Origin of the sequence: Emticicia soli (assembly GCF_037860775.1) — a bacterium.
GTDB lineage: Bacteria > Bacteroidota > Bacteroidia > Cytophagales > Spirosomataceae > Emticicia > Emticicia soli.
The window spans coordinates 105,002-128,738 of sequence record NZ_JBBEWC010000008.1 but is presented as its reverse complement, the minus strand read 5'-3'; the positions used below and the strand labels follow the sequence as shown (position 1 = coordinate 128,738).

The following is a 23,737-nucleotide window of genomic DNA, read 5'->3' as shown; positions in this document are numbered from 1 at the left end:
TTTTATTTTTTCAGATTTTTTAAATAGGCAATGGTCTGGGGTACTTGTGTGGCAATGTTTGAGCTTTCGTCTTCTATGTAATAATGTTCAACTCCAGCTTTGCGGGCGGCTATCAGAATAGCCGGAATGTCTAGCTGGCCTGTGCCAAGGGCTACATCGTTTTCGGGCGATGTTCCGCCTGACATGTTGCCTTCAACTCCTTTTTTCAGATCTTTAAGGTGCATCAATTTGAAACGATTACCATATTTATTGAGCAAAGCGGCTGGGTCTTGCCCCGGGAAGAAAGTCCAGAGAATATCCATTTCGAAGCTCACATATTTTGGGTCAGTTTTCTGTACAATGTAGTCGAACAGCGTACCGCCTTCGTATGGCTGAAACTCATAGCCATGATTATGGTAGCAGAAGGTAAGGCCGTGATTGTCTTTGAGGGTTTTACCAAACTTATTGAAATCTTCAACCGTTTTTTGCGTCATTTCAAGCGTAAAATCGCCTTTATGCGGAATCCATGCTACCCGCACAAACTTAGCGCCGAGGGTTTTGGCATTTTGTGCTACGGTTTCAATTTTGTTGGTGAGGTCGTCGTAGCTTACACCAAAGGAAGAGCATTTGATGCCCCTGTCATCTAGCAGTTTACGCATTTCTTCGGCAGTTTTGCCAAACAGGCTCGAAAACTCCATATCGGTAATACCAAGCGCTTTGATGGTATCGAGCGTAGCGGCGGCATCTTTTGCCAGACTTTTGCGATAGGTATAAGATACCATACCGGGTTTATCAGGAAAAATCTGTTTCCCTTTCTGAGCCACTAAGGGGCTAATACTGGCAATAAGCAACAATACAGAATAAAGTAGTTTATTCATAAACAGGTGTTTTTTGGGGTTGAATATTTTAACCCCACCCTAACCCTCCCCAACAATGGGGAGGGAATTAGAAGGAAGGTTATATTAAAATTTTATCTCAAGTTTTTTGTCAGAATTAGAGAAATCAAAAGCCTAACCATGAAGTTTTCAGCATTCCAAAAAGGAAACCTTAGTTCCCTCCCCACAGTTGGGGAGGGTCAGGGTGGGGTGATTTCCTCTACAAACCAGTATCTTTCAGCCAGTCTTTAAATACGGCTAAATCTTTCTTCATGGCTGAGGTAACTTCTGATGGTGCTATGCTGATGGTTTTGGCACCGTTTTCGGCTCCACCGAGTTTGTACTCAAAGTGCATAGTAACAGGCACCGAAATATTGTATTGCTTCAATAAGCCCAGATACTTGGCGTAATTAACCACACCCTGCCCTAGCGGACAGCCCTCTTTCTGTAACTTATCGCCTTTTAGTACTCTTCTGAAATCTTTTATGGCTATTGATTTAATATATGGTTCTATGATTCGGAAACCTAATTCCCATGAGGTTTCGCTCTCGTGCGTAGCATGATGCACATCATACTGGCAGCCTAATAATGGCGAATTAATGCGTTTAAGGATAGGCTCAACGTCCCAGATAGTAGCACCTAAAAACAAACCTGCATGGTTCTGGTATTCGCCCGAAATGTTGTATTTCTTGTTTAAAGCAGCAACGCCCCGCATCTTTTCTTCAAAGGTGGCCACCTGCGAAAGAATATCCTTTTTGACATCGAAACCATACCAACCCATGCGGTAATGCTTAATACCCAACGACGAAGCCGTGCGCAAAACGTGCTCTGTCAGCGGATTAGCCTCAAGTATATTGGTTACAATCATGGGCACGCTGATATTGGCTTTTTTGCAGGCTTCAACTACTTTCGGAAGGTCTTCGGCAACACGCTCAGGTGTTACGTGTCCGTCGGGGCGAACGGTTAAATCAATGCCGTCGAAACCGATTTCGGCTACGGTTTCGGCCAGTTTGTTATAATCAGAAATCCAATGAAGTGTTTTTGAAAATACGCTGATTTTCATGTCATTGGCTGGTTTTGCAAAAACTATATTACTTTTTGCTAAAATACTACCAGTTATGGCTGTGCCTATAAAATGTCGTCTGTCCATGCTTAAAATTAGTAAAATAATTCTGATAGAAGTACAATTTATTGGCTGAAAAATTTCAAAATAATATCATTGTTGATTAGACTAAATAAATAAAATAATAAGTATTCTCAATCGTCTACGTAGAGACAAGGCACTGCCTTGTCTCTACCCAATACGGCATTTCCTAAATAATGTTTACTCATTAAATTCTAATAAGACTACATTACTAAAAAACAAAACCCCACAAGGATATACCTTATGGGATTCATGCATTAGTCTATAATTTACAGAGCTACTATTTCGTTCGCTGATTAATGAATATCTGCGTGAAATACGGGTAGCCATCTTTGCCTCGGGCTACCCCTATGCCCGTCAGGTTGTAAGTGCCTTCAATATTTTTTCGGTGGCCGGGGCTTTGTATCCATCTTTTTACTACTTCTTGCGCTGTAAATTTCCCGAAGGCTACATTTTCGGCACAGGCATTGGCGTTTTCTATTTTGCCCATTACTTTATCCATTCGGCTGTCGAAACCATCGTGCCCGAAGGCAACTTTTTTACTGCCCATATCTTTACTATGTTTCAGCGCAGCTTCCGAAATAAGCGACACCATTTGCAAAGGTTTCAGGCGTTTGGTGGCTCTATAAGCATTTACTTCGTCCAGAATAGATTGCTCCATAGCCGTGAAGTCTTCACTAGCAGGATTGGTTTGTGCACAAGCGGGTGTCAGGCAGCCTATCAGCAAAAAGCTCAATAATTTGATTACAATAATACGTTTCACGTTATGTTTTATTAATTCTTTCCATTAACGTTTCTTGTCGGCCAAATTATTGTTTGCCTGCTCCATTATCTCCCCTATTGTTTAGTAATTTTCTCAGAGGTTTTCTGAGTACTACTTCGAGCCTCGCTCAACTCCCGTGATTTTTTATAGCTTTGCTCCGACAGTTCTTTCATTCCGGCATTCAGGTAGGCTTCGCCGAGGCTATCAAAAGCATTGGCCGATGTTGGGTTTTCTTCGGTATTCAGTACAAAAAACTTAATGGCATCTTCTATGCGTTTGTTGCGCATCAGGTAATAGCCCAGCGAATTAAATTCGCTTTCGTTGAAATAATAGCTGCGGCCTTCGTCGGTGTTTTTTGTGCGTTTATATTCGGCTATTGCATTGGCCATGCCTATGCTGTTGGCACGCTCAATGAGTTTATTAGCCCATGAGCTTTTCGGAATTGTATAGGGTTTGCCTTCCAGAATATTGTTGATACCCTCACGTATCTGCCCCGTGATTGAATGGCGAACATTGCTAATAAAAATAATGGTGTTCTGCTGCTCAGGCTGGCGCTCTATGTAAGAACGGAATCCGCCAAAGCCACCATCGTGCTGTACTATTTTTTTTGCGTTTTTCTGAGACACAAACCAGCCGAAACCATAGCCTTTTGTTCCATACATTTCGTCCTGATTGGTGAGTTTATCGGCCTCAAAGGCTTTCGCAAGGGTTTTCTTCGAAACAATAGTCGGGTTGGCTAAGGCTTTATCCCACAGATACATATCTTCAATGGTTGATACCACCGAGGCCGAGCCACCTACAAAAGTATCGTAGTTGTTTTCGTCGCCAAACACATAATAGCCTGTTGCTCTTTTGCGGTCTCTTAAAGCCATGCTGTTTACATAGGTGTTTTTCATACCTATGGGCGCAAAGATATTTGTAGTAAGAAAATCGTTAAGACTCTCGCCCGATACTTTTTCTATAATCATGCCCAGCAGCGTGTATCCGGCATTGCAATACTCAAATTTATCACCGGGGCTAAAGCGTAGACTTTCTTGTTTTGCGAGCATATTAAACACATCTTGCTCGTTCATGTCTGGATAATCGCCAAACAAGGCGAGGCCGCCTGTGTGGCGCAACAAATGCAAAACCGTAACAGGCTGCATGCATGGAGGTAACTCAGGAAAAAAACTGCGGATTGATTGATTGTAGTTGAGTTTGCCGCATTCTTGTAGCACCATAATACCCATTGCGGTAAACTGCTTGCTGATAGAGCCAATGTAACACGGGGTTTGGTTCGTAAAAAGCTCTTCGGTTTGGCGGTTGGCATAGCCAAAAGCTTTTTTGTAGATAAGCCGCCCTTGTTCGGCCACTAATAAGGCACCGGAAAATTGTCCGTCTTGGTGAATATTAGAAATGAACGTATGAATCTGCTTGCTTTTGCTTGGCGGAAGTTTAGGCTTTTTTACTCTTTGGGCATAAACCGACAAACATACACAAAGAACTGCGCTAAGGCTTAAAAGGAATTTTCTCATTGGTTAGGGGTAAAGTTAAAGCATCGTTCGTATCAGTATGGCCAGATTTTAAACTACTTTTCCATCACAAAACGACCATATACGTATTTACCCTGCAAGGTTGTAAAAATTTCAATTATAAGCAATGTGCATCAGTTAACGAAAATAAGGGTAAAATAAGGGTATCCCATTTTATCTGTTGCTATTCCTATACCAGCCAGTTTGTAATCGCCTTCTAAAATCTCTCTATGCTTTTCACTTTTTATCCATTGCTCTACAACCTGGCTCTCTGATAAGGGTCCGTAAGCAACATTTTCAGCACATGGTCGTAAACTTCCCATCGAATGTTTAATTTTATCTATACGATTTCTGAATCCATCATGTCCAAAAGCAACTTTACCCAAGCTCATGTCTTTACTGTGCTCATGTGCTATTTCATTGAGAACTGATAAAAGAATTACAGGTTTAAGGTTTTTTGCAGCTCTATAAGCATTAATATTTTGCAGAATGCTTAACCTTATGCTCGTAGAATCAGTTTCAGGTAAATAGGCTTTTGCAAATGAGCGTGTCAGAATGTTTGTCAGTAAAACTGATAAAAGAAGGATTAGAAAAGTTTTCTTCATTTTTCTCCAATTTTAATTTTTTCATTAATTCTATGGAGAAAGAAAATGGTTACTCAGATAAGCAATATTTTATAAAAAAAACAAGTTGTGCAGACATAAACCAATAAAGATCTTTTTAATTGTGCAATCCGGCAGATGCTCGGCCGGATTGCTTGCTTTTCATAATTTTGTTAAATGCAGTTTAAGATACTCTTATTTTGCTTTGCGGATGTAAATATTGCCGTGCATGTTTTTCATCATTATCTCGCTGCCACCGCCATTTACTTTACCTTGAACCCACTCATCGACACTCACTTTATACATACCATTCTGGTTGCTACGCACACCCTTAGGGGCCGATTTATCAATATCCATATCGAAGTCGCTATACACTTCGCCACGGTCTGATTTTACTTTTATATTCATCTTGGCATTTGCCGGAAAAGTAACATCAACGTTCCCGTTTAGGGTTGTGAAGGCCATCGGCGAATCGGTTACGCTCTTGAAATTGGCTTTCAGCACACCGTTTACTGTATTGGCTACGGCCGACCCCGAAATGTTGTTCATAGTAATTGCTCCGTTTACGTTGTTGATTTCCAACTCGCCCGATACGTTTTCAATCACAATGTCGCCGTTATTAACTGTGCTGACTTTTAACGAAAATTGTTGAGGCACTTTTATTGTCAGATTCACGGGTTGACGAACAGAGTGAGAAGATACGGTTACTTTATTGTTTCTTTCTTCGGCTGTTAAATCAAGACCACCACGAGGTGTGATGCGCTTCATTCCGCTAGCCGACTCGTCTACTCTTTCTCTTTTATTATTGACAGGCGTAGTTTCGGCATCAATCACTACCTCTTTACCTGCATAGCCTGCTATTTTGATAGAACCGTGTATTAATTCTACTCTTAATGAGCCTGGTTTTGATGGGTCGCTTAGTGGCACAACCAATTGTTCTTTTATTTCTCCTTGTGCAAATAAGGGTCTGATTCCAATAATCGACATCAATACTAAGCCAGCGATAATTATTTTACTCTTTTTCATTGTTACGATTGTTTTTTAATATAAATGTTTCCGTTGAACGTTTCGAATTTGAATTTTCTGCCCCCGTTTCCGATGCGGATTGAGGTGTTTTTATCGAGCTTATAGACGGTTCTATCGCCTTTATGCTCAGTATTTTTAGTTACTTCCGGCGCCAGTACTTCGGTCGGGAAATCGGTAAAGAACTGGCCATTAAAACTTTTGAATTGTAAGTCGCCCGAAAACGATGCCGGATACGTTACTCTGATGTTTCCGTTCAGCGTATAATACGATGATTTTTCAGGAGGGCTCGTCAGGTAATTAATCGTTACATCGCCATTGATTGTATGCACATCGGTTGCGCCTTTGGCATTAAGCAATGCAATACCTCCGTTAATGTTTTTGGCGTTAATAGCCCCTGTTACATTTTTCACATCAATTTCGCCATTGTTTACAGTTGATACATGCAGGTTGATGTCGGCCGGGACTTTTATTGTAAAATTAAGGTTAACACGGTACTCTATTCTTCGTTGCCATTCACGGTTTCGTGAACCCGAATGAGGCCTTGAATAATAGGGCTCTTTTATGTAAACCAGAATACTATCGCCTGTTTCTGCATATTCCATTTGAAACTCTGCCTTGCCTTCGTTGACGATCTCTTGTGTTTTGCCTGAAATAGTTTTGTCTATTTCTATCATTACTTTGCTACCCGAATAGCTTTCAACCTTGATGTTTCCATCGATATTGTAAACACCCAGCACGGTTTGGTTAGCAGGCTTTTTTAAATCAAATTGCTTACTTATGTGCTCTTTAAATTCTGGCTTCTGCGCCGTAGCAGGGGCACAAGAAAGTACCACACCTGCTAAAAGTAGGATTAAAAACGATTTCATAATTTTGTATTTTTGTTCTTGTTTAAGACAGTGCCTTAATAGTCTCTTTGATTTTGGTTTTCACGATAACATCAACATTATCTTGTTCCAATAATCGTTGCAGTGGGCGAATCGAGCGTTTTTCTTCAAGTTGAACCATCACATCGGCCAACGCTGCTTGCACAAGCGGGGTATCTTGCTTTAAGATAGATTGCACCAGGCCCTCTCTTACTTTTGGGTTGTCGGCCAGTTGTACGAGTGCTTCCAGCGTTACTAAACGTACGTTTACGTTTGAGTCGTTATTGAGGGTACTTAGCAGCGCCTCAACCACTTGCCCGTCTACCTCGTTTATTTCTTTGGTGTAACTCACGGCACGAAGTCGCTCGGTGGCCGAAGAGTTTTCGAGCAGGGTAAGCATCATTTTCTGATTCATGTCCTGCACCTGGTCTGATAAGACCTGAATCTGTCCCTGATAATCAGGTGTACGGCGGTCGTTGAGCCAGTAGCCTGTTCCTAAGCCTATCATAAGCAGAAACATACTATAAGTGAGCCTCAACAACATTCTTGGTGTAAAAAGCCCTTCAATTTTATTTCTGAGGTCTTCCCAGAATGCCGTTTTGTTTACTTTTTTATTCTCGGCTCCTTTAAAGGTTTCAAGCATTGTATAAAACTGAATCGGCAGATTATCGCTCGGTTTAGGCACAGCTACGTTGCCCATCACTTCCCAAAGCTGGCGGGTAGCCTGTAATTCTTTCTGACAATCGGCACAGGTATTCAGGTGGAGTTCAAAAGCCGCCCTCTCTGATGCGGGCATCTGGTTATTAAGCCAGTCTACCATCATTTCACCTGCGTGTTCACAATTCATGAGCTTTGCTTCCATTTGTTATTTTTAAAAAGTGTTTTTTCAATTCGTTCATGGCACGGTGTACTCTTACTTTTATGGCGCCTTCGGTGGTGTTCAGAATGCTGGCTATCTCTTCGTACTTTAGTTCCTGATAGCGGCTCATAACAAGCACCTCTTTGTGCTCAGGGCTTAGCTTGTCCATAGCCTTTTGCAACATTTCTGTTTCCTGGCTTTTTTCCAGTTCTTCGTCGGCGGTGGTTCCTCCTCCTATGCGTTCGGCGTAGTTTTCTACATCATAGTGCTGCGATGCCTGTTTATTCTGTCTATAAGAATCGTTAATCACATTGCGGGCCAGATGATACATCCAGGTATGGAACTCTCCTTCGGCCGTAAAAGTATGCCTGTATTTCAACATCCGATAAAATACATTCTGCACAAGGTCTTCGCTTGTCTGAGAGTCTCCTGTCATGTGATACAGAAACCCAAACAATGGGCGATTATATCGCTCAAACAGAAGCCCCATTTTGTCGAGGTCGCCTGCTTTTACTTGTAGCATTAGTAGATTATCTTGTGTCTTCACACGTTTACGGATGTATGTTGTTTATCAAATTCGAAGTGGAAACCGTGATACTGAAAGAAGGTTACAGAGAAATTTCAAAAAAATATAAAATCTTTTTTGAAATTAATGTAATTTATTGATAATAAGACGATTGTGTTTGTGAAATTATTTTAAAAAATTTATAACCACGGAGTTTCACTAAGTTTTACACGGAGTTTCACAGAGGATTTAAACTCAGTGTTACTCCGTGCGATAACTCGGTGATACTCCGTGGTAAAACAAGAATTACTTCAAATACCCAATCTCATACGAAACAATCTGTAAGCTATTGTCATGCTCTTGTAAATCGATTCGCTTGAGTTTTACTTTGGTGCTTGACGAACCAAACAGCCTTACACCTTCGCCTTGAATTAATGGATTGGCTTTGATTTTCAGAACGTCAATCAACTGATTATCGAGCAACCAGCCTGCAAATTCTCCACCGCCACATAGATAAATATCTGTGCCTGGTTCGGACTTCAAGGCTTTGATGTGCGCTACATCACGATTCAGTACTTTAACATCAGGGTGCGGATTTTCGAAAACCACTGAGTCTGAAAATATGTAGTGTTTCATATTCGGATACGCCGGCTGGCCGGGTTGTACACCAAATTTATAACCGTATTCGTAGGTGTTTCGGCCCATAATTACGGTATCAAAAGTTTGTAAATCCTGAAAATACTGGGTTACACCTGTGCCTTCTTGCACAAACCCTGAAATATCATCATTGGGGCCGGAGATAAAGCCATCTACCGACACCGCTACGTAATACACTATTTTTCTCATAAGATAAAGACACCCCTAGCCCCTGAAGGGGGACTCTTTTGCTACGTTTTTATTGAGTGAATGAGTGATTGTGTGAGTTAGTGATTAACTAATTCTTTACATAACATTCATCTCTTAGATATGCTTTTGCAAAAAAGAGTCTACGCCTAGTGCTACTTAGGGAGATTTTTTGTTTAAAATAAATGATTAATTAAGCCATAAAGAAGCTATGTGCCTCTTTGCGCTTTTGAAAAATGAAGATTTGTGATGATTTGTCTGTGTCGACAAACTTATGCTACTGTTACCATGATTGGCTCTATGCGAGATTTTATGAGTCAAAATTAAATAAAATCTTAATAACGATAGTAACTTAGGTGCTTAATTTTTTTTATTGGGGCATTTCTGTATTTTCGCACGTATTCTATTACCTAATCATATTGTATGAAATATCTGACATTTAGTAACGGCGATTTAATGCCTGCTTTGGGGCTTGGAACGTGGAAGTCGACCAAGGGGGAAATTTATCAGACCATCAGAACGGCTATTGAAATTGGTTACAGGCATTTTGACTGTGCCCACATTTACGGCAACGAGAGTGAAATCGGACAGGCTTTTGCTGACGCTATCAAAAACAATGAGGTGAAACGTGAAGACCTCTGGATAACCTCTAAACTCTGGAATAACCGACACCGGCCGCAAGATGCGCTTCCGGCTATTGAAGAGACCTTGAAAAATCTGCAATTAGATTATCTCGACTTATACCTTATTCATTGGCCTATTGCGCTGGCTTATGATGTTGATTATCCGAAAAATGCTGAAGAGATGATAAGCCTGAGCGAGCTGCCGCTTAGTGAAACATGGCGGGCAATGATAGTGCTGAAAGAGAAAGGTTTAACAAAACACATTGGCGTTTCCAATTTCAGTATCAAGAAAATAAACGAGGTACATGATGCAACAGGCGTATTGCCCGAAGCGCTGCAAATAGAATTACAGCCATTTAACCAACAAAAAGCACTGGTAGATTTTGGCAAGCAGAATAACATTGCTATCACAGGCTTTTGTCCGCTGGGTTCGGCTGACCGCCCTGCAAGTCGGGTTTCAGCAAATGAACCTAAGCTATTTGAGAATAAAACTATATTGAATATTGCACAAGAAAAGGGCTGCACAGCAGCACAGGTAATGCTGGCCTGGGCTATAAACAGAGGCACATCTGTGATTCCGAAATCGGTTAATCCTGAGCGTCTGAAAGAAAATCTGGCAGCGGCAGACATTACGCTATCAGCCGGACAAATGGATAGAATGAATGAACTAGACAAGCATTACCGCTACATAAAAGGCGATTTCTGGTGCCTTGAGGGTAGTGATTATACCGTGGAGAATCTTTGGGATGAGTGAGGGCTAAACCTCCATCTCCAACAAAGCATAGCTCAAAGCCTTGCCATGGGTATCGATAGCTAGTGAGGTGGTTACTCCGCCCAAAAGCGCATTCTGGCAGACGAATAATAGTGAATGAATATTGGGTAATTCGTACCTGATGATTTCGCCGGATACTACTGCAGATAGGTGCTTTTTTACGCTATCGGCAGTTACAGTAGTGCAAAGCATTTGGTAGTCTGATTCTTTATACGGAATCAGCGAGAGGGTGAGAGTATTGCCTTTGTCTCCGGCACGGCTATGGGCTATTTCGTAGAGCTTCATGTTTAATTGCGAATTAGCGAATGGTGAATTAGTATATAACGAACTGCAAGTGGCCAATATCAACGAATTTATTGCCACTATGTACACTAAGGCACAATGTTTCACAACAATATTCGCTAATTCGCCATTCACAATTCAACATTAGAAAATACTCACCTGCGGTTTTAAATCTTTTCTATCTATCAAGGTCGACACTATGCCTATTACTTCGTTTACGTATTTTCTTACGCCTCCGCCTCCGGCTGGGCCGTTGGTGTAGAGGGCTTCTACTTCTTCGCCAATCAGGGCTGCATCGGCAGGATTACTGGCTTTTGCGGCTACTCGCAAGCGTATTTCATAAGGCGTTTCGGTATGCCCGAAATTGGTTCTGTGAACGGCGTTATTGCCGAGGTAATCAATCCGTAAATCTGAGAATCTGGGGCTTAGGCGTTTCTCTAGCGTATCGCCTGCCAGGTGTGCTCTTTCTAAGGCTGATGCACCTGCGTAGGCTATTTCGCCCTCGCCTAAGTAAAAGGCTTTATAGCCTACACTTACTTTGTAGGTTTGTGGTTTGGCTTTACCCGTTCCGCCTGTTACTTGTACCTGATTTTCGCCTATTTCTTTCAGATATACCGTTGTAAAATCAGCTATTACATCAGGCGTATAATATTCGTAAGGGTTAATTACTTCATATAATAATTGCTCTTTGGCGGTTTGCAAGTTTACTACTCCACCCGTGCCTGCTACCTTGCTGATAATGGCCGAACCGTCGGCACTTACATCGGCAAAAGGATGACCGAGTTTATCCATATCGGCTACTGGCTTTTTGATTGGGTCGGCGTAGTAACCGCCTGTGATATGCCCTGCGCATTCGAGCAAATGGCCGATAACAGTGCCTTTGCCCATTAAATCATAATTATCGGTTTGCCAGCCAAATTCATGTATCATCGGCGCAAGAAAGAGCGACGGGTCGGCTACCCTACCAGTAATAATAATCTGTGCATCGGCTTCTAATGCATTCAAAATACCTTCAACACCCATGTAAGCATTGGCAGATACTAACTCACCACTATTACTAAGCGGCTGGTTTGTTTCAGTAGCCAATGTTTCAGGCGAAATATGTGCAAAAACATCATCGCCATAAACGGCGGCTACTTTTACGGCTAAACCTTGCGCTTGTGCTATTTCAACTATCTTCTTCGCTCCTGCCACCGGATTGGCCGCCCCCATGTTTGTAATAAGGCGTATGTTATTCTGTACCAGTAATGGCAAAAGGCTTTCGATTCGGCGTTCGAGCAGCGGGTCGTAGCCTTTGGTGGGGTCTTGTAGCTTGCGTTTCTGGGCTAAACCAATGGTTCGTTCGGCCAGACATTCTAAAACCAGATAGTCTAATTCACCTTTTTCGGCTAGTACCACGGCAGGTTCAAGCCTATCGCCCGAAAACCCTGCACCGCAACCTATTCTTATTTTTTGTTTCATAGTTTTCTTTTATAAATGCAAAGACCCCGTGAGCAAGGCTACTATTGTCATAACTATGGTTGTTCCTAATGCCCATTTGAATACAAATTTCTGATGTTCGCCCAAATCAACCTCACATAAGCCTATCAACAAGAAAGTTGAGGCTGTTAGCGGACTTAAGGGAAAGCCCACAGTCATTTGTCCCAACAATGCCGCACGGCCAATTTCGAGCGGGTCGATGCCAAATTCGGTGGCGGTCTGGCTCAGAATGGGCACAACGCCAAAGTAATAAGCATCGGGTGTAAACAACATACTGGCAGGCATACTTGTAAGCGCCGTAAGCGTTGGCAACCAACCTGCATGATGCTCAGGAATCAGCGAAACCAGCGTGGTAGCCATTGCCTCTATCATTTTTGAGCCTGTCAGGATTCCAGAGAAAATTCCGGCAGCAAATATCATACTTGATACCATAAAGATATTTGTCCCATGACTTTTAAGCACCTTTTGCTGGTCGGCCAGCTTAAAATAATTCACCAATAGGGCTATCATACTGGCAACGACAAATAGTGCCGGAGCCGGAATCCAACCCATCATCAAGATTACAATCAAGGTAACAGTCATAATGGCGTTCACCCAAATTAGTTTAGGTCTTCTTAGCTCTCGTTGCGCTTCACTTAGGTTTTCCTGATGATTGTACTGAAAATCTAGCACGCCCAAGCGTTTACGTTCTCTTTTACCGAAGATATATGCCACAAAAAGCACCCAAGCAATACCGCCCAGAATAGCCGGAATATTAGGATTAAAAATATGCACAGCATCTGATTTAAGCGTTGAAATAGCTCTGGCCGAAGTACCCGACCAAGGCACCAGATGCAAAGGACCAACACTAAGCGCCACAATACCCGACAATATGAGGCGATTGATTTTGAGTTGCTTATAGATTGGCAAAAACGCCGACAATACAATCATGAATGTAGCCGTACCGTCGCCATCCAAATGTACAATCATAGTCAGGATAGCCGTGCCGATGATAACTTTCATTGGGTCGCCTTTTACTGAACGAATAATGAAAGCAATAACGGGGTCGAACAGACCTGCATCGAGCATGGTGGCAAAATACAGCACGGCAAACATCAACAAAATACCCGTAGGTGCTACCTGTTTGATTCCGGCCAGCATCATATCGCCTAACTCTTTAGGATTAAAACCTGCCAATAGGCCAAAAACAATAGGTACTACTACCAGCGCAGTAATAACCGATAGTTTTTTGGTGATTATTAAAATCAGAAAAATAACAATGGTAGCAAAACCTAAAAGTGCAAGCATAAGGGTATGGTTAATTAATTATCGGTTAATGGGTCTTACTCAAAATAATTTCAGGTTTTCGGCTTTCTTTATTTCTCTCTCGGCATCTTCCGGCAGCATCAGTCCTTGTTTTATCATTTTCAGGGCTGCTTTCTTTACCTTTTTTGCATACTTACGCTCGTTTTGGTAACGTTCTTGCAACGATAATCGGGTATCGCTGTTTGCTAAGCGTTCGGCCTTTGTTTTGGCAAAAGGTATGTACATACCCTCAAGCACGGCCAAATCGCTCTCGCCGTAGCCAGCTTTGCGCAAGCTCCAGCCTGTGTAAGTTCCTAAAGGCACTCTTTGCGTAAGGGTTGTTAAGCCGCCCAGCTCGTTGTTATCGGCATTTACTTTTGGTACTAATACGGTATATTGTTTGTCTTTGCTCACAATCGGTTTTTCGCTTAGAATCCCCGACATCATTTTCTCATCAAATTCAGGGCCGAAATCTCTTACTTCTATACCATTCACTAACCCTCTGAACGGTACATTTGCCATTGGTTGCCAGCCGATTTCGCTTCCCTTAGCTAGTGTTTTACCTTTAATGGTCGGATAAATACTTTTAGGTGGGGTTCGGCCTTCCATTACCCATCGTTCCAAGGCAATCTGCAAGGCTCGCCAGGCATCCATATAATTATTGGGGTTCGACGGAAAACCTGTGAGTTTGTTGATATTTGCGCTAAAAGCAGGCGTATGCTGGGTACTGGCAAACAGATAGATTCGCAGGTTTTCAGGTAGGTCTAAATCTTTAGTACCATACACATCGGTAGTGCGTAGCGACATACGAGACTGCCAGTATTCTGTCGAACTTAGGGTATGCATAATTTTAGGTACAAAACCTTGTTGCTGGCAAACATCTAAAATACCACCTTCAATACCTGATAGCGGGTCTTTGGTGCTCGCCCAAGTAAAAGGTGCTTCGTTGCCCGGAAAGAGCACCTCTTCGTGCTGCATACCTCCGCCACCCGGACGGCCAAAGCGCACATTAAGCGTGATTCTTCTTGGGCCGATGTGTACGTTTACGCCATCAAAAACAGGTTTATCGGCTTCATCGGCATTGAAGCCTAGATGCAGAAAACTACGAAGAAAATTACCACATTGCGATACACCTACGCCTATGGCTGCTTTGGTTTGGTTAGCTAATAGATTATCGGCCTGCTGCGAATACCTGAAAAACGAAACAATATCACGGGTAGCTGCAAAGCCCAAACCCAAAACCAGTGGATTTTTAGCCGTATAATTGAGTTCATAAATATAATTTGGGTCGAAACCATCTTTGAGCGAAATCTGCGTAGTGCTGGGTTTACCCGGAAAAGTTTCTTGTGTACAATCGGCGAAAGCCCATTCGTTATGGGGTACAAGTTCGGGCTCGTCGGCTGCATGAATGCGTCTGGTTAGTGTGGCAGTAGTATTATTTAAAGAAACGGTTTCGTAAGCTTTATGAAACTGGGCACTAAACGCCCCTGCACTCAGGTTTTGTGTAGGTGTTTTGTCTGACACGATAAATTCGGTGTGCAGGCTGCCTATTATTTCTTTGCCGTCTTGCGTGGCTACGGGTACTTTTATTTTTAGTTTATTATCGCCAAAAATATCGCCTTGCCAGCCACTCCACAGGTAAATATAACCTCTTTTCATCAGGCTTGTATCGGCCGGAAACACGTTTCCACGATTAGGAACATTATAAAATAGTAATTGATTGCTTTTGTTTAAGTCGAGCGGTTTCAGCAACACAAATTCCATTTCGTACTCAACCATTCCACGTGCATTACGAGGCGCAAGTGCAATATCTTGTATGATGCTGTTATGAATATCTGATGGGCTTACTTCGCCAAATGCCCGGCCCGTAAGGCGTTGGTATTGCCCCGCAGAACCAAACTGCCTGCCATTGGCATAGAGTTCGGTTTTATCAATAAAAATCCTGACAATTTTAGCTTGGCTTGTAGATACCCAAAGGCTTAGGGACAATAGCAGAAAGAGTGCTTTTTTCATGGTCGGGTTAGTGTTTCACCTCACACCAACCTCTCCTCAAAAATAAGGAGAGGCGGTTTTTCAGAGTATTTTACTCAATGCAGAATAATTTATACCCCTGGCGTGAAGCTAGTTTTGTTTTAGTAAAATTATATGTATGCTCTATTGGCTAAAAGAGAATATTGCTTTTTAAGAAATAACTCTCTGGCTAAAATATAGCAGAGAGTTATTCAAGAATGAATCAGCGAATATATTCTGCTGAATAGAATAAACCAAAATATTATTTGATGGATTATACCAAGGCAGCCATCAATAATATTGAAAAACCAAGCGTATGAAACATTTGAAATACGAACAAATTATCAGCAAATAAGCTATTGGATGATTGAACCTGTATTTCGTTTTGTAATATCGACCGAATCAGTAATCAGGCTGATATTTCCTGTTTAAACCTCACTAAATAAACAGGGAAATCAACTGGCTCATCAAATCAATACCACCCAATGCTCATTTACCTAAACTTTATTTTTGTGCTACAACCTCTAGCAATTCTTTGTCGTGGTGGTAACGAATAGTGCTGGTGTTATCAAAAAACATAGTTGCACCTTTTTCTACTGTATATGGCTCCCATTTCGGAAGTCCGCTAGCATTTGGGTTTCCTGTTTTTGCAAAGTTTATCCATGCCTGGCTCATTTTGTCGGCCAATGCGTATGCGTCTTTTCCGCCTCCGGTCATTTCTTCGCAACGGGCAATGTTGTTAAACACAAATGGTAATTCCATACAGTGTAGTGCTTTGTATTTACCATCCATCACCGGCGACTGCCACGTAAACATATAGGCATATACCGGTGCACCGCCTGCTGTTGCTTTAGCATTTGCCTGCGCAACTGCACCCGGGCGGAACATCAAATCGATGTCCATCAAATCAGTTGGTTTTGTATCGTTCGGAAATGCTTTTTTCGCTGCGGCAATATAAGCATCAGCTTTAGTGTTGTATCTTTTCTTCAAGAAATCGTTTACCTGCTCGGCACTGGCATTCGACATACCGCTGAACAACGAAGCCATAAATTCGTTTTTCACAGTACCAATCAGCAACGGAATATTTTTTGATAATTCAACTGCTTTAGCATCAGTAAACTGATAAGGTAAAAACTCGCCGTCACGGCTTGGGCCCCAGCTTACACCAAAAGCACCCGTTGCTCTGCCTTCTGCTTTTAGTTTATCACCCACAATTTTAAGTGCTTTGTTACCTGCAGCTACTAAATCGGCATAAGGTACTTTTTGTATCTCATCTACCTGATTGGGCTGTAAGTTAAGGGCTTTTAATACCTCTGCACCTATTAACTGCGTATCAGATTTTTCCAGAAGTGCTGTGCTGAATGCACCACTCTGGTTGACAGCCTTGGCAAATAATCCTTTAGCCGATGGGGTAGCCATAAGTGTATTTACTTTTGCACCACCACCCGATTGGCCGAAAATAGTTACGTTGTTAGGGTCTCCACCAAAGTTGGCAACATTGGCTTTTACCCACTCAAGAGCCGCAACCATGTCAACAATACTTAGGTTAGCCGATTGTTTGAATTTATCGCCATAAGCTGATAAATCAAGATAACCCAGAATATTGAGGCGGTGATTGATAGAAACAACAACTACATCGCCTTTTTTAGCCAGATTCTCGCCATCATAAGAGGGTAATTCCTGCGATGAACCCGCAGTAAAACCACCGCCGTGAATCCAGAATAATACAGGGCGTTTTTTACCGTCGCTGATACCCGGCGTCCATACGTTCAGGCGCATACAATCTTCGCTTGTAAAGCCCCAATCGTGGTGAAATACAAATTCTGATTCGTCTTGCACGCTTGTGGTCGGGGTCATAAGCGGAGCAACAGGGCCATAGCTTAAAGAGCTACGAACGCCTGTCCAGGGTTTAGGTTTTTGCGGAGACTCAAAGCGTTTAGCCTCAGCATACGGAATACCCTTGTAGGTATAAATTTTGTTGTGAATATAGCCACGCACCTTACCTGCATCGGTATTGGTTACGGCTACGTTTTCTCCGGTTTGTAATTGTGCCGAAGCACCTGCTGCAAAGCAAAACGCCAACAGCGATACGATAATTTTTTTCATTGCTTAAAGGATAGATATTGGATGAAAGAAGAGATTTGTGATTATTTTATCTGAACTTTGATTTACCTGATTACTCTGATTTCACTGAACTTACTTTTTGCTCATAAAGAGTCTTAAGTAATTAATTTAACAAAATCAGTTTAATCATAAAATCAGGTAAATCAAAGTTCAGACATCACTCATTTATTTGTTGTTACCATATGCTTTGTCCAGAAACAGATAGCGGGCGTCGTCTTTGGCGTTTTCTGCTTTCGATTCCGTGTTCAGTATCATCACCGGAGGGGTTGCGTCACCTGCTTTGGCTGCTGGCCACTCAGGTAACTTCGCCCCATTCGGATTTCCGGTTTTGATAAAATTAGCAAAATAGTTCATCATAGTTTCTGATACTTTGTAGTCGTCGGCTGTCCATGCATACTCCTTAACCAAGTGCAGGTTGCCCATGCAATACTCAATTTCGCAGGCGTGCGGCGCACCAACAGGCTCTGGTGCTTTAGGCGTATTGCCATCTTTTTTAACAGTACCACCTGCCAGGCCAGATGCCATAGTTTGGTCAACCAAGCCCGGGCGTAGTTTGCTGTACAAATAGCGGTACACAGGTTGCGAGCTGTTGTTACGGTGTAAATCAAACCATTTCCAGGTGCTGTAAGAAATAAAACGGTCAGAGGCCAAAGCGGTAGCCGACAACTCAATTTCTTTTTCTGAACCGTGCGGATACAGTTTCAATACTTCTTCAAAATCATTCGGGTATTCTTTTTTCACACGTGCAATGTAGGCTTCGTCTTTGTAAGGCTGACCGAACATAAAAGCCTGCCCCGGAATTTCGGCCGAGTTCCAACCTAACAATAAAGGCACTTGCGCTTGCTCTTTGGCAGCAAAGATTTGCGCAATAGTTTTAGGATAGAAATATCCGTCGATAACTGTCGGGAAACCAAATCTTTTCGACTCGTTATAAATCTCGTACACTTCACGAGTACTTAGTTTTCTTAATTGCGCCAATGTTGGGTAGCCCGCATTTTTTGCAAACTCTGCTCCTACTTTCTCAGCTTCAGCCAATGGCACAGGCGCTAAAGTTGGGTTGATACCTGCACCACTTTCGCCGATTGCTCCGGCAATTAAACCTCTTGATAAAGGCGATGCCATTTGTGCACTTACCGAGATTGAACCTGCCGACTCACCTGCGATAGTTACTTTTTTAGGGTCTCCGCCAAAGGCAGCAATATTTTTTTGCACCCATTTCAAGGCAGCAGCCTGGTCAAGCAAGCCATAGTTGCCTGATGCTTTATAAGGTGCTTCGGCGCTTAGCTCAGGGTGCGCAAAAAAGCCAAATATATTTAAACGGTAGTTTACTGTTACAGCTACAATGCCTTTTTTGGCCATTGCTTCGCCATCATAACGAGGCTCTGAGGCATCGCCGGCTACAAAACCACCACCAAAAAAGTAAACCAATACTGGTAAATCTTTGGTATTACGTTTGGCAGGCGTCCATACGTTCAGGTAAAGGCAATCTTCGCTTACGCCCTCTGAGCGGGAGTTCATATCGCCAAAAACTACGGTTTGCATCGGCCTTGCCGAAAATTTCTTGGTTTCTTTTACACCTTTCCAGTTTTCAAGGGGTTGAGGGGCTTTCCATCTTAGGTTTCCTACCGGTGGTTTGGCAAATGGTACGCCAAAATAGGTCTGAATTCCCGATTTAGTATCATAGTTTCCTTCTATTACACCGTTTTCGATAGTGGTTTGTACGGCAAAGCTATTGTTTCCCTGCGCATTTGCTATCATGTTGGATAGTAGAAATAGGCTAACGAAATAGCATATTTTTCTCATTTTTTTTGATAAAATTTAGTTATTGTCTCATTTTGTGACAATAATAATTGGTTTTTTGAAATAATCATACTTATTTTTGAAAAATTTATATTTGCAAAAAATTAAAAACACCCCTCAGCCTCGTGGAAGTAAAGGAATATTTATCTCATATTGCTTACGATTCAGTCATTTTTGGTTTTTCGGGCAACAAGCTCAAAATACTTATTATGAAATACCATAATACAGGTTTTTTTGCGCTCCCCGGTGGTTTTGTGAGACTAGACGAAGACCTGAACACGGCCGTAAGAAGAGGTTTGAAAGAACGCACAGGGCTTGATAATATCTATCTTGAGCAGTTTTATACGTTCGGCGATGTGGCACGTTTTCAGCCTGGGGTAATGAAAACTATTCTGGAAGCCAACGGGCACGATGTAGCTGAGAATCATTGGATGCTCGACCGATTTATTTCTATTGCTTATTATGCCCTAATAAATTATGATAAGGTAGTGCCAACGCCCGATGCTTTATCGGACTCTTGCGATTGGTATGCACTTGATAAACTACCGCCGCTGATGCAAGACCACCAGCAGATTGTAGAAAAAGCTTTGCAAACCCTACGTGATAACCTTGAACGCAAACTGGTAGGTGTAAATTTGTTACCGCCCCTATTTACCATGAACGAGCTACAAAAAGTTTATGAGGCCATATTAGGCGAAAAACTACGCCGCACTACTTTTCAGCGTAAAATGTTAAGCCTTAATTTTCTGCAACGCCACGACAAACAATATTCGGGCAAGGCACATAAAGCTCCGTTTTTGTATAGTTTTAAGCAAGAGGGTGTGGAGTAAGTGGCGGAGGGAAAAGAACTATGCCGTGGACTTAGGGCACACGGCATAGTGTTTTGGCTGGAAAATGTTGCTTATTTACCTAACGGATAATTGATTGGGGAAATTTAGGGTCAGACCACTTACTTATATTCGCAGCTATGCTTTCTTGTAAATTTACATACAATAATATGCAAAACTGATTACCAATGGAGTATAACCAGCCCGTCTCCTCCTCTCACACTTCCGCCGCCCCCAACAGCACCGCCGCCACCACCTGGGAATCCTCCATAAGTAGCTCCATAAGCACTACCTCCTGCATTTATCTTATTAACTGCATTAGAGCCTTTCCCTCCATTATTATAGAATGGAGCACTTCCTCCATTACCATATTCAAAAATTTTATAGCCATCAGTACCATCATATGCATAAGTCACCTTTGTTGAAGTGCCGCTTGAGCCTGCAATAGCAAAACCCTCAGCATTAGGTATATTAAGAGTGAATGGTGAAGCATAACTGGTTAAATTGAAACTATTGCCACCTAATACAGTAAAATAATTGTCGTTTACATTTACATAACTCGCTTCCCCTGAATTAGAATTATATAACCTACTACAACCTTCTCCTACTTTAAAGCGCACTAACTGTCCGGATACAACCGGAACCGTAACAATACCATAGTTGCCACCGCACCCCCCACCTGAATCAAACCCACAACCTCCGCCACTATACAATTCTACAAATATTTTATTGACATTAGCAGGTACAATCCACTCGAACTCATTGTTTGTTGTGAGATGCATAGGTAAGGTAAAATACTTTGTATTAGGATACTGCCCACTACTGAGAGACTTCCAATTATAACCATTAAAATAGTTAACAGAACTTTGTTCAGAATTATAAACTAAACTACCAGGCTGCTGAGTAGACAAGGTATTTTGCTGATTAGTGCTTACATTAGGAAGCGTAACAGTATAAGGATTTGCTGAAAAAGATTGAGCAGAGACAATTTTAAATAAAAAAAATGCGATAATACAAAATACATACTTCATAAAGAGCAAATTTGTTTATAAATTGATTATGTAAGAGAAGAGCTGTTCAGCACTTCATTTTGCTCATTGACAGCGGAAAGTTTGAAGAGGTTGTACACCATAAAACATTTTTATTTAACCTTACTCGATGACGTTAAGATAGAAAAGTAGTATTTAATCGGATTTAAATTATAATTATTTATGACCGTAAGAGATAGCACTTGATATATTTTTCAAAATGAGTTTTTCAAATTATATTTTTATAAGTACGGAGACGAAATTAATTAACAATATCGCAGCGAGCCGTTTTACCACGGAGTTACGCAGAGCGACCGACACCCGGTTAAGCACGGAGATGCACAGAGTTATTTTAATTCAGATTTCAATCACTCTGAGAAACTCTGTGCAAAACATAGTGCAACTCTGTGGTTCAAAGTTTTAATAACAATTAATATTTTCTCTTTACTTATTCGAAAACATATACAAAATTATGCAAAAGACCATTCTACTATTACTACTCCTAATTAGCCTCTCTTGTAGCAAGAAAGAGACAATACCAACGGTTTATGAGATAGACCCTAAACTACAGCCTTTTCTGGCTACTTTTGTGGCAGAAGCCAAGAAGCATAACATTGAGATTGTGCCTGAGAATCTTAGAATGAAATTCGAGAGAGAAAGTCGGGAGGTTTGCGGGCACTTTGCCAGCGATAAAAACGGGCAGCGTGAAATTGTGATTAATCTGGCATGCTGGGAAAATGCCCCCAATCAAAATCGTGAGGCATTAGTGTTTCATGAATTAGGCCATTGCTTTTTGAATCGCCTACATCGTGATGACCTCTTACCTAATAAGGCACCAAGTAGCATTATGAGTACCGAAGGCAACGGGCATTATGAGCCGTGCATCTATCCTATTGAAGGCGATAACTCTTGTAACAAAACTATGCGCCGAGATTACTACGTTACCGAGCTTTTCAATCCTAAAACACCAGTGCCTGATTGGGCGAAATGATTTAATTGGCAGAGGGCATGGGGCAGAGGGCATAGGGTCAAGGGGAAATAGCATAGAGTAATATTAGCAAGTACTGCATCAAAGCCTATTTATGAGGGGAATTTTAAACTAATAATAATAAAAGTTTCCCTCATTTTTCAATACCCTGCGCCCTTACCCCTTTGCCCTCTGCTCATCACTTAATAACACTAAACAAACGATTCCAGCGGATTTTATTCAGGAAACTACCGTTCTGGTCGATAGACATCCAGATTAATACAGCTTTACCTACCACGTGGTCTTCGGGCACAAAGCCCCAGAAACGGGAATCGTCGGAGCCATGACGGTTGTCGCCCATCATGAAATAGTAATTCTGCTTAAAAGTATAAGAAGTAATAGGCTTGCCATTGAGCACTATCTGCCCGTTGATGTATTTGGCATCATCGTTTCCGTCGAAGGTTGTAATAATACCTTTATACATGGCAATGTTTTTTTCATCTAATTGAATCGTAACGCCTTTTTTCGGCACAGTAAGCACAAAATTGTCACGATTGTATGGGAACAGGCGAGAATTATACGGGAATATATTATTGTTCAGATTGCTGGTATCGCCCTGCGCTTGCACCAATGGGCGAACGTTTTTCACAAAATCGAGGGCTTTTAAATCTTTTATGGCCTGCTCGGTGGCTTTTACCATATATAGCGTTTTGTCGTCGGCACTTATCATCTGTCCAAACTCGGTAATGCCATTTTTTACAAAAATCTTTTCGTTTATCTGTGTATTGGTTTCTATTTCATACTCCATCTGTAAGCCGGGTACAGGCGCAAACGCTTTACCGTTTACAAAGGTTTGCCCTTCTTTCATTTCGACCACATCGCCCGGAATACCGATGGTACGTTTGATGTAGTTGGTTCGTAAATCGACCGGATATTTATCAAATCCACCAAAATCATCGGGTCTTTCGGGGCAACCCGGGTAATTGAACACCACCACATCGCCATTTTTTACATGTGTAAAGCCCGGTAAACGAAATTGCGGTAACTGAATCCAATCAACGAAAGACGGAATTTCAGTACCCCATATTTTCTGGTGTGTGAGTGGTACTTGCAGAATAGTTTTTGGGGTGCGAGTACCATAATGAAATTTACTTACAAAAATGTAATCACCTATCAGCAAGCTATTTTCCATTGAGCCACTCGGAATTGTGTAAGGCTCAAACAATAACCAACGGATAAGTGAAGCGGCTACAACGGCAAATACAACGGAGTCGAGCCACTCTCTGAAAGGAGATTTCTTTTTGGGTTTCTGTACAGCAGTTTTTGGGGGTTCGGTAGTAGGTATTTTGTCGGTCATTAGCTTTTAAATAAGATTGCTTGGCTTTGACAAATAAGCAAAGAAATGGTTTAGTTATGGGGAAATTTATTTTTTCAATTTAAGAAACTGTTTGAGTTAAATTTTGAAAATGAAAAAGAGCGTTTTTTACTTCAAGACGAGATTTAAAAACCGGAGTTTAGCAGAGCTAAATGAGGATTTTTAAAGCGAAGTATTGAATAAAAAACGACTTTTT

Annotated in this window: 21 protein-coding genes; 3 read left to right on the top strand and 18 right to left on the bottom strand. The window is 41.7% G+C overall.

The annotated features are described in order from the left end of the window. Nucleotides 1-2: 2 nt before the first annotated feature. From WAE64_RS14360 to WAE64_RS14315, 10 genes are all read right to left on the bottom strand, one after another. Nucleotides 3-857: a sugar phosphate isomerase/epimerase family protein gene (locus tag WAE64_RS14360; protein WP_340237576.1), complete on the bottom strand. Its 855-nt coding sequence runs from the start codon at nt 855-857 to the stop codon at nt 3-5. A gap of 217 nt (nt 858-1,074) precedes the next feature. After that, on the bottom strand, nt 1,075-2,004 hold the full coding sequence (locus tag WAE64_RS14355) for a sugar phosphate isomerase/epimerase family protein (RefSeq protein WP_340237573.1): 930 nt from the start codon (nt 2,002-2,004) through the stop codon (nt 1,075-1,077). Nucleotides 2,005-2,278: 274 nt separating this feature from the next. After that, nucleotides 2,279-2,761 carry a CAP domain-containing protein gene (locus tag WAE64_RS14350; RefSeq protein WP_340237572.1) on the bottom strand — a complete coding sequence of 161 codons (483 nt, stop codon included), beginning with the start codon at nt 2,759-2,761 and terminating at the stop codon, nt 2,279-2,281. Between the two features lie 74 nt (nt 2,762-2,835). After that, complete coding sequence (locus WAE64_RS14345) at nt 2,836-4,275, bottom strand: serine hydrolase (protein WP_340237571.1); 1,440 nt, start codon at nt 4,273-4,275, stop codon at nt 2,836-2,838. Between the two features lie 131 nt (nt 4,276-4,406). After that, nucleotides 4,407-4,877 (bottom strand): CAP domain-containing protein, encoded by a 471-nt coding sequence (locus tag WAE64_RS14340; RefSeq protein ID WP_340237570.1) that lies wholly within the window; start codon nt 4,875-4,877, stop codon nt 4,407-4,409. Between the two features lie 192 nt (nt 4,878-5,069). Then, nucleotides 5,070-5,900: a DUF4097 family beta strand repeat-containing protein gene (locus tag WAE64_RS14335; protein ID WP_340237569.1), complete on the bottom strand. Its 831-nt coding sequence runs from the start codon at nt 5,898-5,900 to the stop codon at nt 5,070-5,072. Nucleotides 5,901-5,902: 2 nt separating this feature from the next. Further along, nucleotides 5,903-6,766, bottom strand: a complete 864-nt coding sequence (locus WAE64_RS14330; protein ID WP_340237568.1) for a DUF4097 family beta strand repeat-containing protein — start codon at nt 6,764-6,766, stop codon at nt 5,903-5,905. Between the two features lie 22 nt (nt 6,767-6,788). Next, nucleotides 6,789-7,625, bottom strand: a complete 837-nt coding sequence (locus tag WAE64_RS14325; protein ID WP_340237567.1) for a zf-HC2 domain-containing protein — start codon at nt 7,623-7,625, stop codon at nt 6,789-6,791. Then, nucleotides 7,600-8,145 carry an RNA polymerase sigma factor gene (locus tag WAE64_RS14320; RefSeq protein WP_340237912.1) on the bottom strand — a complete coding sequence of 182 codons (546 nt, stop codon included), beginning with the start codon at nt 8,143-8,145 and terminating at the stop codon, nt 7,600-7,602. The genes WAE64_RS14325 and WAE64_RS14320 overlap by 26 nt, the downstream gene beginning before the upstream one ends. 288 nt (nt 8,146-8,433) lie before the next feature. Further along, nucleotides 8,434-8,973: a dihydrofolate reductase family protein gene (locus tag WAE64_RS14315; protein WP_340237566.1), complete on the bottom strand. Its 540-nt coding sequence runs from the start codon at nt 8,971-8,973 to the stop codon at nt 8,434-8,436. A gap of 420 nt (nt 8,974-9,393) precedes the next feature. Between WAE64_RS14315 and WAE64_RS14310 the strand changes: the two genes are divergently transcribed. Then, the gene (locus tag WAE64_RS14310; protein WP_340237565.1) at nt 9,394-10,347 is read left to right on the top strand and encodes an aldo/keto reductase; all 954 of its coding nucleotides are present in this window, start codon (nt 9,394-9,396) and stop codon (nt 10,345-10,347) included. Nucleotides 10,348-10,350: 3 nt separating this feature from the next. Here WAE64_RS14310 and WAE64_RS14305 read toward each other — a convergent pair whose 3' ends face one another. The 6 genes from WAE64_RS14305 to WAE64_RS14280 all read right to left on the bottom strand — a co-directional run bounded on the left by WAE64_RS14305 (nt 10,351) and on the right by WAE64_RS14280 (nt 19,347). Further along, the gene (locus WAE64_RS14305; protein ID WP_340237564.1) at nt 10,351-10,650 is read right to left on the bottom strand and encodes an AtuA-related protein; all 300 of its coding nucleotides are present in this window, start codon (nt 10,648-10,650) and stop codon (nt 10,351-10,353) included. 141 nt (nt 10,651-10,791) lie between these two features. Then, the gene (locus tag WAE64_RS14300; RefSeq protein ID WP_340237563.1) at nt 10,792-12,108 is read right to left on the bottom strand and encodes an acyclic terpene utilization AtuA family protein; all 1,317 of its coding nucleotides are present in this window, start codon (nt 12,106-12,108) and stop codon (nt 10,792-10,794) included. A gap of 9 nt (nt 12,109-12,117) precedes the next feature. Beyond that, entirely contained in the window at nt 12,118-13,413 is a 1,296-nt protein-coding gene (locus tag WAE64_RS14295) for a CitMHS family transporter (protein ID WP_340237561.1), read from the bottom strand. A 39-nt stretch (nt 13,414-13,452) separates the two neighbouring features. Further along, on the bottom strand, nt 13,453-15,423 hold the full coding sequence (locus tag WAE64_RS14290) for an alpha/beta hydrolase domain-containing protein (RefSeq protein WP_340237560.1): 1,971 nt from the start codon (nt 15,421-15,423) through the stop codon (nt 13,453-13,455). A gap of 501 nt (nt 15,424-15,924) precedes the next feature. After that, the gene (locus WAE64_RS14285) at nt 15,925-17,526 is read right to left on the bottom strand and encodes a carboxylesterase/lipase family protein (RefSeq protein WP_340237558.1); all 1,602 of its coding nucleotides are present in this window, start codon (nt 17,524-17,526) and stop codon (nt 15,925-15,927) included. 183 nt (nt 17,527-17,709) lie between these two features. Then, the gene (locus tag WAE64_RS14280; protein ID WP_340237556.1) at nt 17,710-19,347 is read right to left on the bottom strand and encodes a carboxylesterase/lipase family protein; all 1,638 of its coding nucleotides are present in this window, start codon (nt 19,345-19,347) and stop codon (nt 17,710-17,712) included. 122 nt (nt 19,348-19,469) lie between these two features. On the opposite strand from WAE64_RS14280, the gene WAE64_RS14275 reads away from it, so the two are divergent. Next, complete coding sequence (locus WAE64_RS14275) at nt 19,470-20,174, top strand: NUDIX hydrolase (protein WP_340237554.1); 705 nt, start codon at nt 19,470-19,472, stop codon at nt 20,172-20,174. Nucleotides 20,175-20,353: 179 nt separating this feature from the next. Here WAE64_RS14275 and WAE64_RS14270 read toward each other — a convergent pair whose 3' ends face one another. Further along, nucleotides 20,354-21,202, bottom strand: coding sequence for a glycine-rich domain-containing protein (locus WAE64_RS14270; RefSeq protein WP_340237552.1), 849 nt, complete (start codon nt 21,200-21,202; stop codon nt 20,354-20,356). 469 nt (nt 21,203-21,671) lie between these two features. On the opposite strand from WAE64_RS14270, the gene WAE64_RS14265 reads away from it, so the two are divergent. Continuing rightward, entirely contained in the window at nt 21,672-22,190 is a 519-nt protein-coding gene (locus WAE64_RS14265; RefSeq protein WP_340237550.1) for a hypothetical protein, read from the top strand. 175 nt (nt 22,191-22,365) lie between these two features. Here the strand turns inward: WAE64_RS14265 and lepB are convergent, their stop codons facing one another. Continuing rightward, nucleotides 22,366-23,523, bottom strand: a complete 1,158-nt coding sequence (gene lepB, locus WAE64_RS14260) for a signal peptidase I (protein WP_340237548.1) — start codon at nt 23,521-23,523, stop codon at nt 22,366-22,368. Between the last annotated feature and the right edge of the window lie 214 nt (nt 23,524-23,737).

Coding starts and splice junctions, on each gene's coding strand:
- WAE64_RS14300 (WP_340237563.1), bottom strand. CDS start 12,108: ATGAAACAAAAAATAAGAATAGGTTGCGGTGCAGGGTTTTCGGGCGAT.
- WAE64_RS14280 (WP_340237556.1), bottom strand. CDS start 19,347: ATGAGAAAAATATGCTATTTCGTTAGCCTATTTCTACTATCCAACATG.
- WAE64_RS14285 (WP_340237558.1), bottom strand. CDS start 17,526: ATGAAAAAAATTATCGTATCGCTGTTGGCGTTTTGCTTTGCAGCAGGT.
- WAE64_RS14265 (WP_340237550.1), top strand. CDS start 21,672: ATGCAAAAGACCATTCTACTATTACTACTCCTAATTAGCCTCTCTTGT.
- WAE64_RS14330 (WP_340237568.1), bottom strand. CDS start 6,766: ATGAAATCGTTTTTAATCCTACTTTTAGCAGGTGTGGTACTTTCTTGT.
- WAE64_RS14360 (WP_340237576.1), bottom strand. CDS start 857: ATGAATAAACTACTTTATTCTGTATTGTTGCTTATTGCCAGTATTAGC.
- WAE64_RS14335 (WP_340237569.1), bottom strand. CDS start 5,900: ATGAAAAAGAGTAAAATAATTATCGCTGGCTTAGTATTGATGTCGATT.
- WAE64_RS14305 (WP_340237564.1), bottom strand. CDS start 10,650: ATGAAGCTCTACGAAATAGCCCATAGCCGTGCCGGAGACAAAGGCAAT.
- WAE64_RS14320 (WP_340237912.1), bottom strand. CDS start 8,145: ATGCTACAAGTAAAAGCAGGCGACCTCGACAAAATGGGGCTTCTGTTT.
- WAE64_RS14325 (WP_340237567.1), bottom strand. CDS start 7,625: ATGGAAGCAAAGCTCATGAATTGTGAACACGCAGGTGAAATGATGGTA.
- WAE64_RS14295 (WP_340237561.1), bottom strand. CDS start 13,413: ATGCTTGCACTTTTAGGTTTTGCTACCATTGTTATTTTTCTGATTTTA.
- WAE64_RS14345 (WP_340237571.1), bottom strand. CDS start 4,275: ATGAGAAAATTCCTTTTAAGCCTTAGCGCAGTTCTTTGTGTATGTTTG.
- WAE64_RS14340 (WP_340237570.1), bottom strand. CDS start 4,877: ATGAAGAAAACTTTTCTAATCCTTCTTTTATCAGTTTTACTGACAAAC.
- WAE64_RS14270 (WP_340237552.1), bottom strand. CDS start 21,202: ATGAAGTATGTATTTTGTATTATCGCATTTTTTTTATTTAAAATTGTC.
- WAE64_RS14355 (WP_340237573.1), bottom strand. CDS start 2,004: ATGGACAGACGACATTTTATAGGCACAGCCATAACTGGTAGTATTTTA.
- WAE64_RS14290 (WP_340237560.1), bottom strand. CDS start 15,423: ATGAAAAAAGCACTCTTTCTGCTATTGTCCCTAAGCCTTTGGGTATCT.
- WAE64_RS14310 (WP_340237565.1), top strand. CDS start 9,394: ATGAAATATCTGACATTTAGTAACGGCGATTTAATGCCTGCTTTGGGG.
- lepB (WP_340237548.1), bottom strand. CDS start 23,523: ATGACCGACAAAATACCTACTACCGAACCCCCAAAAACTGCTGTACAG.
- WAE64_RS14315 (WP_340237566.1), bottom strand. CDS start 8,973: ATGAGAAAAATAGTGTATTACGTAGCGGTGTCGGTAGATGGCTTTATC.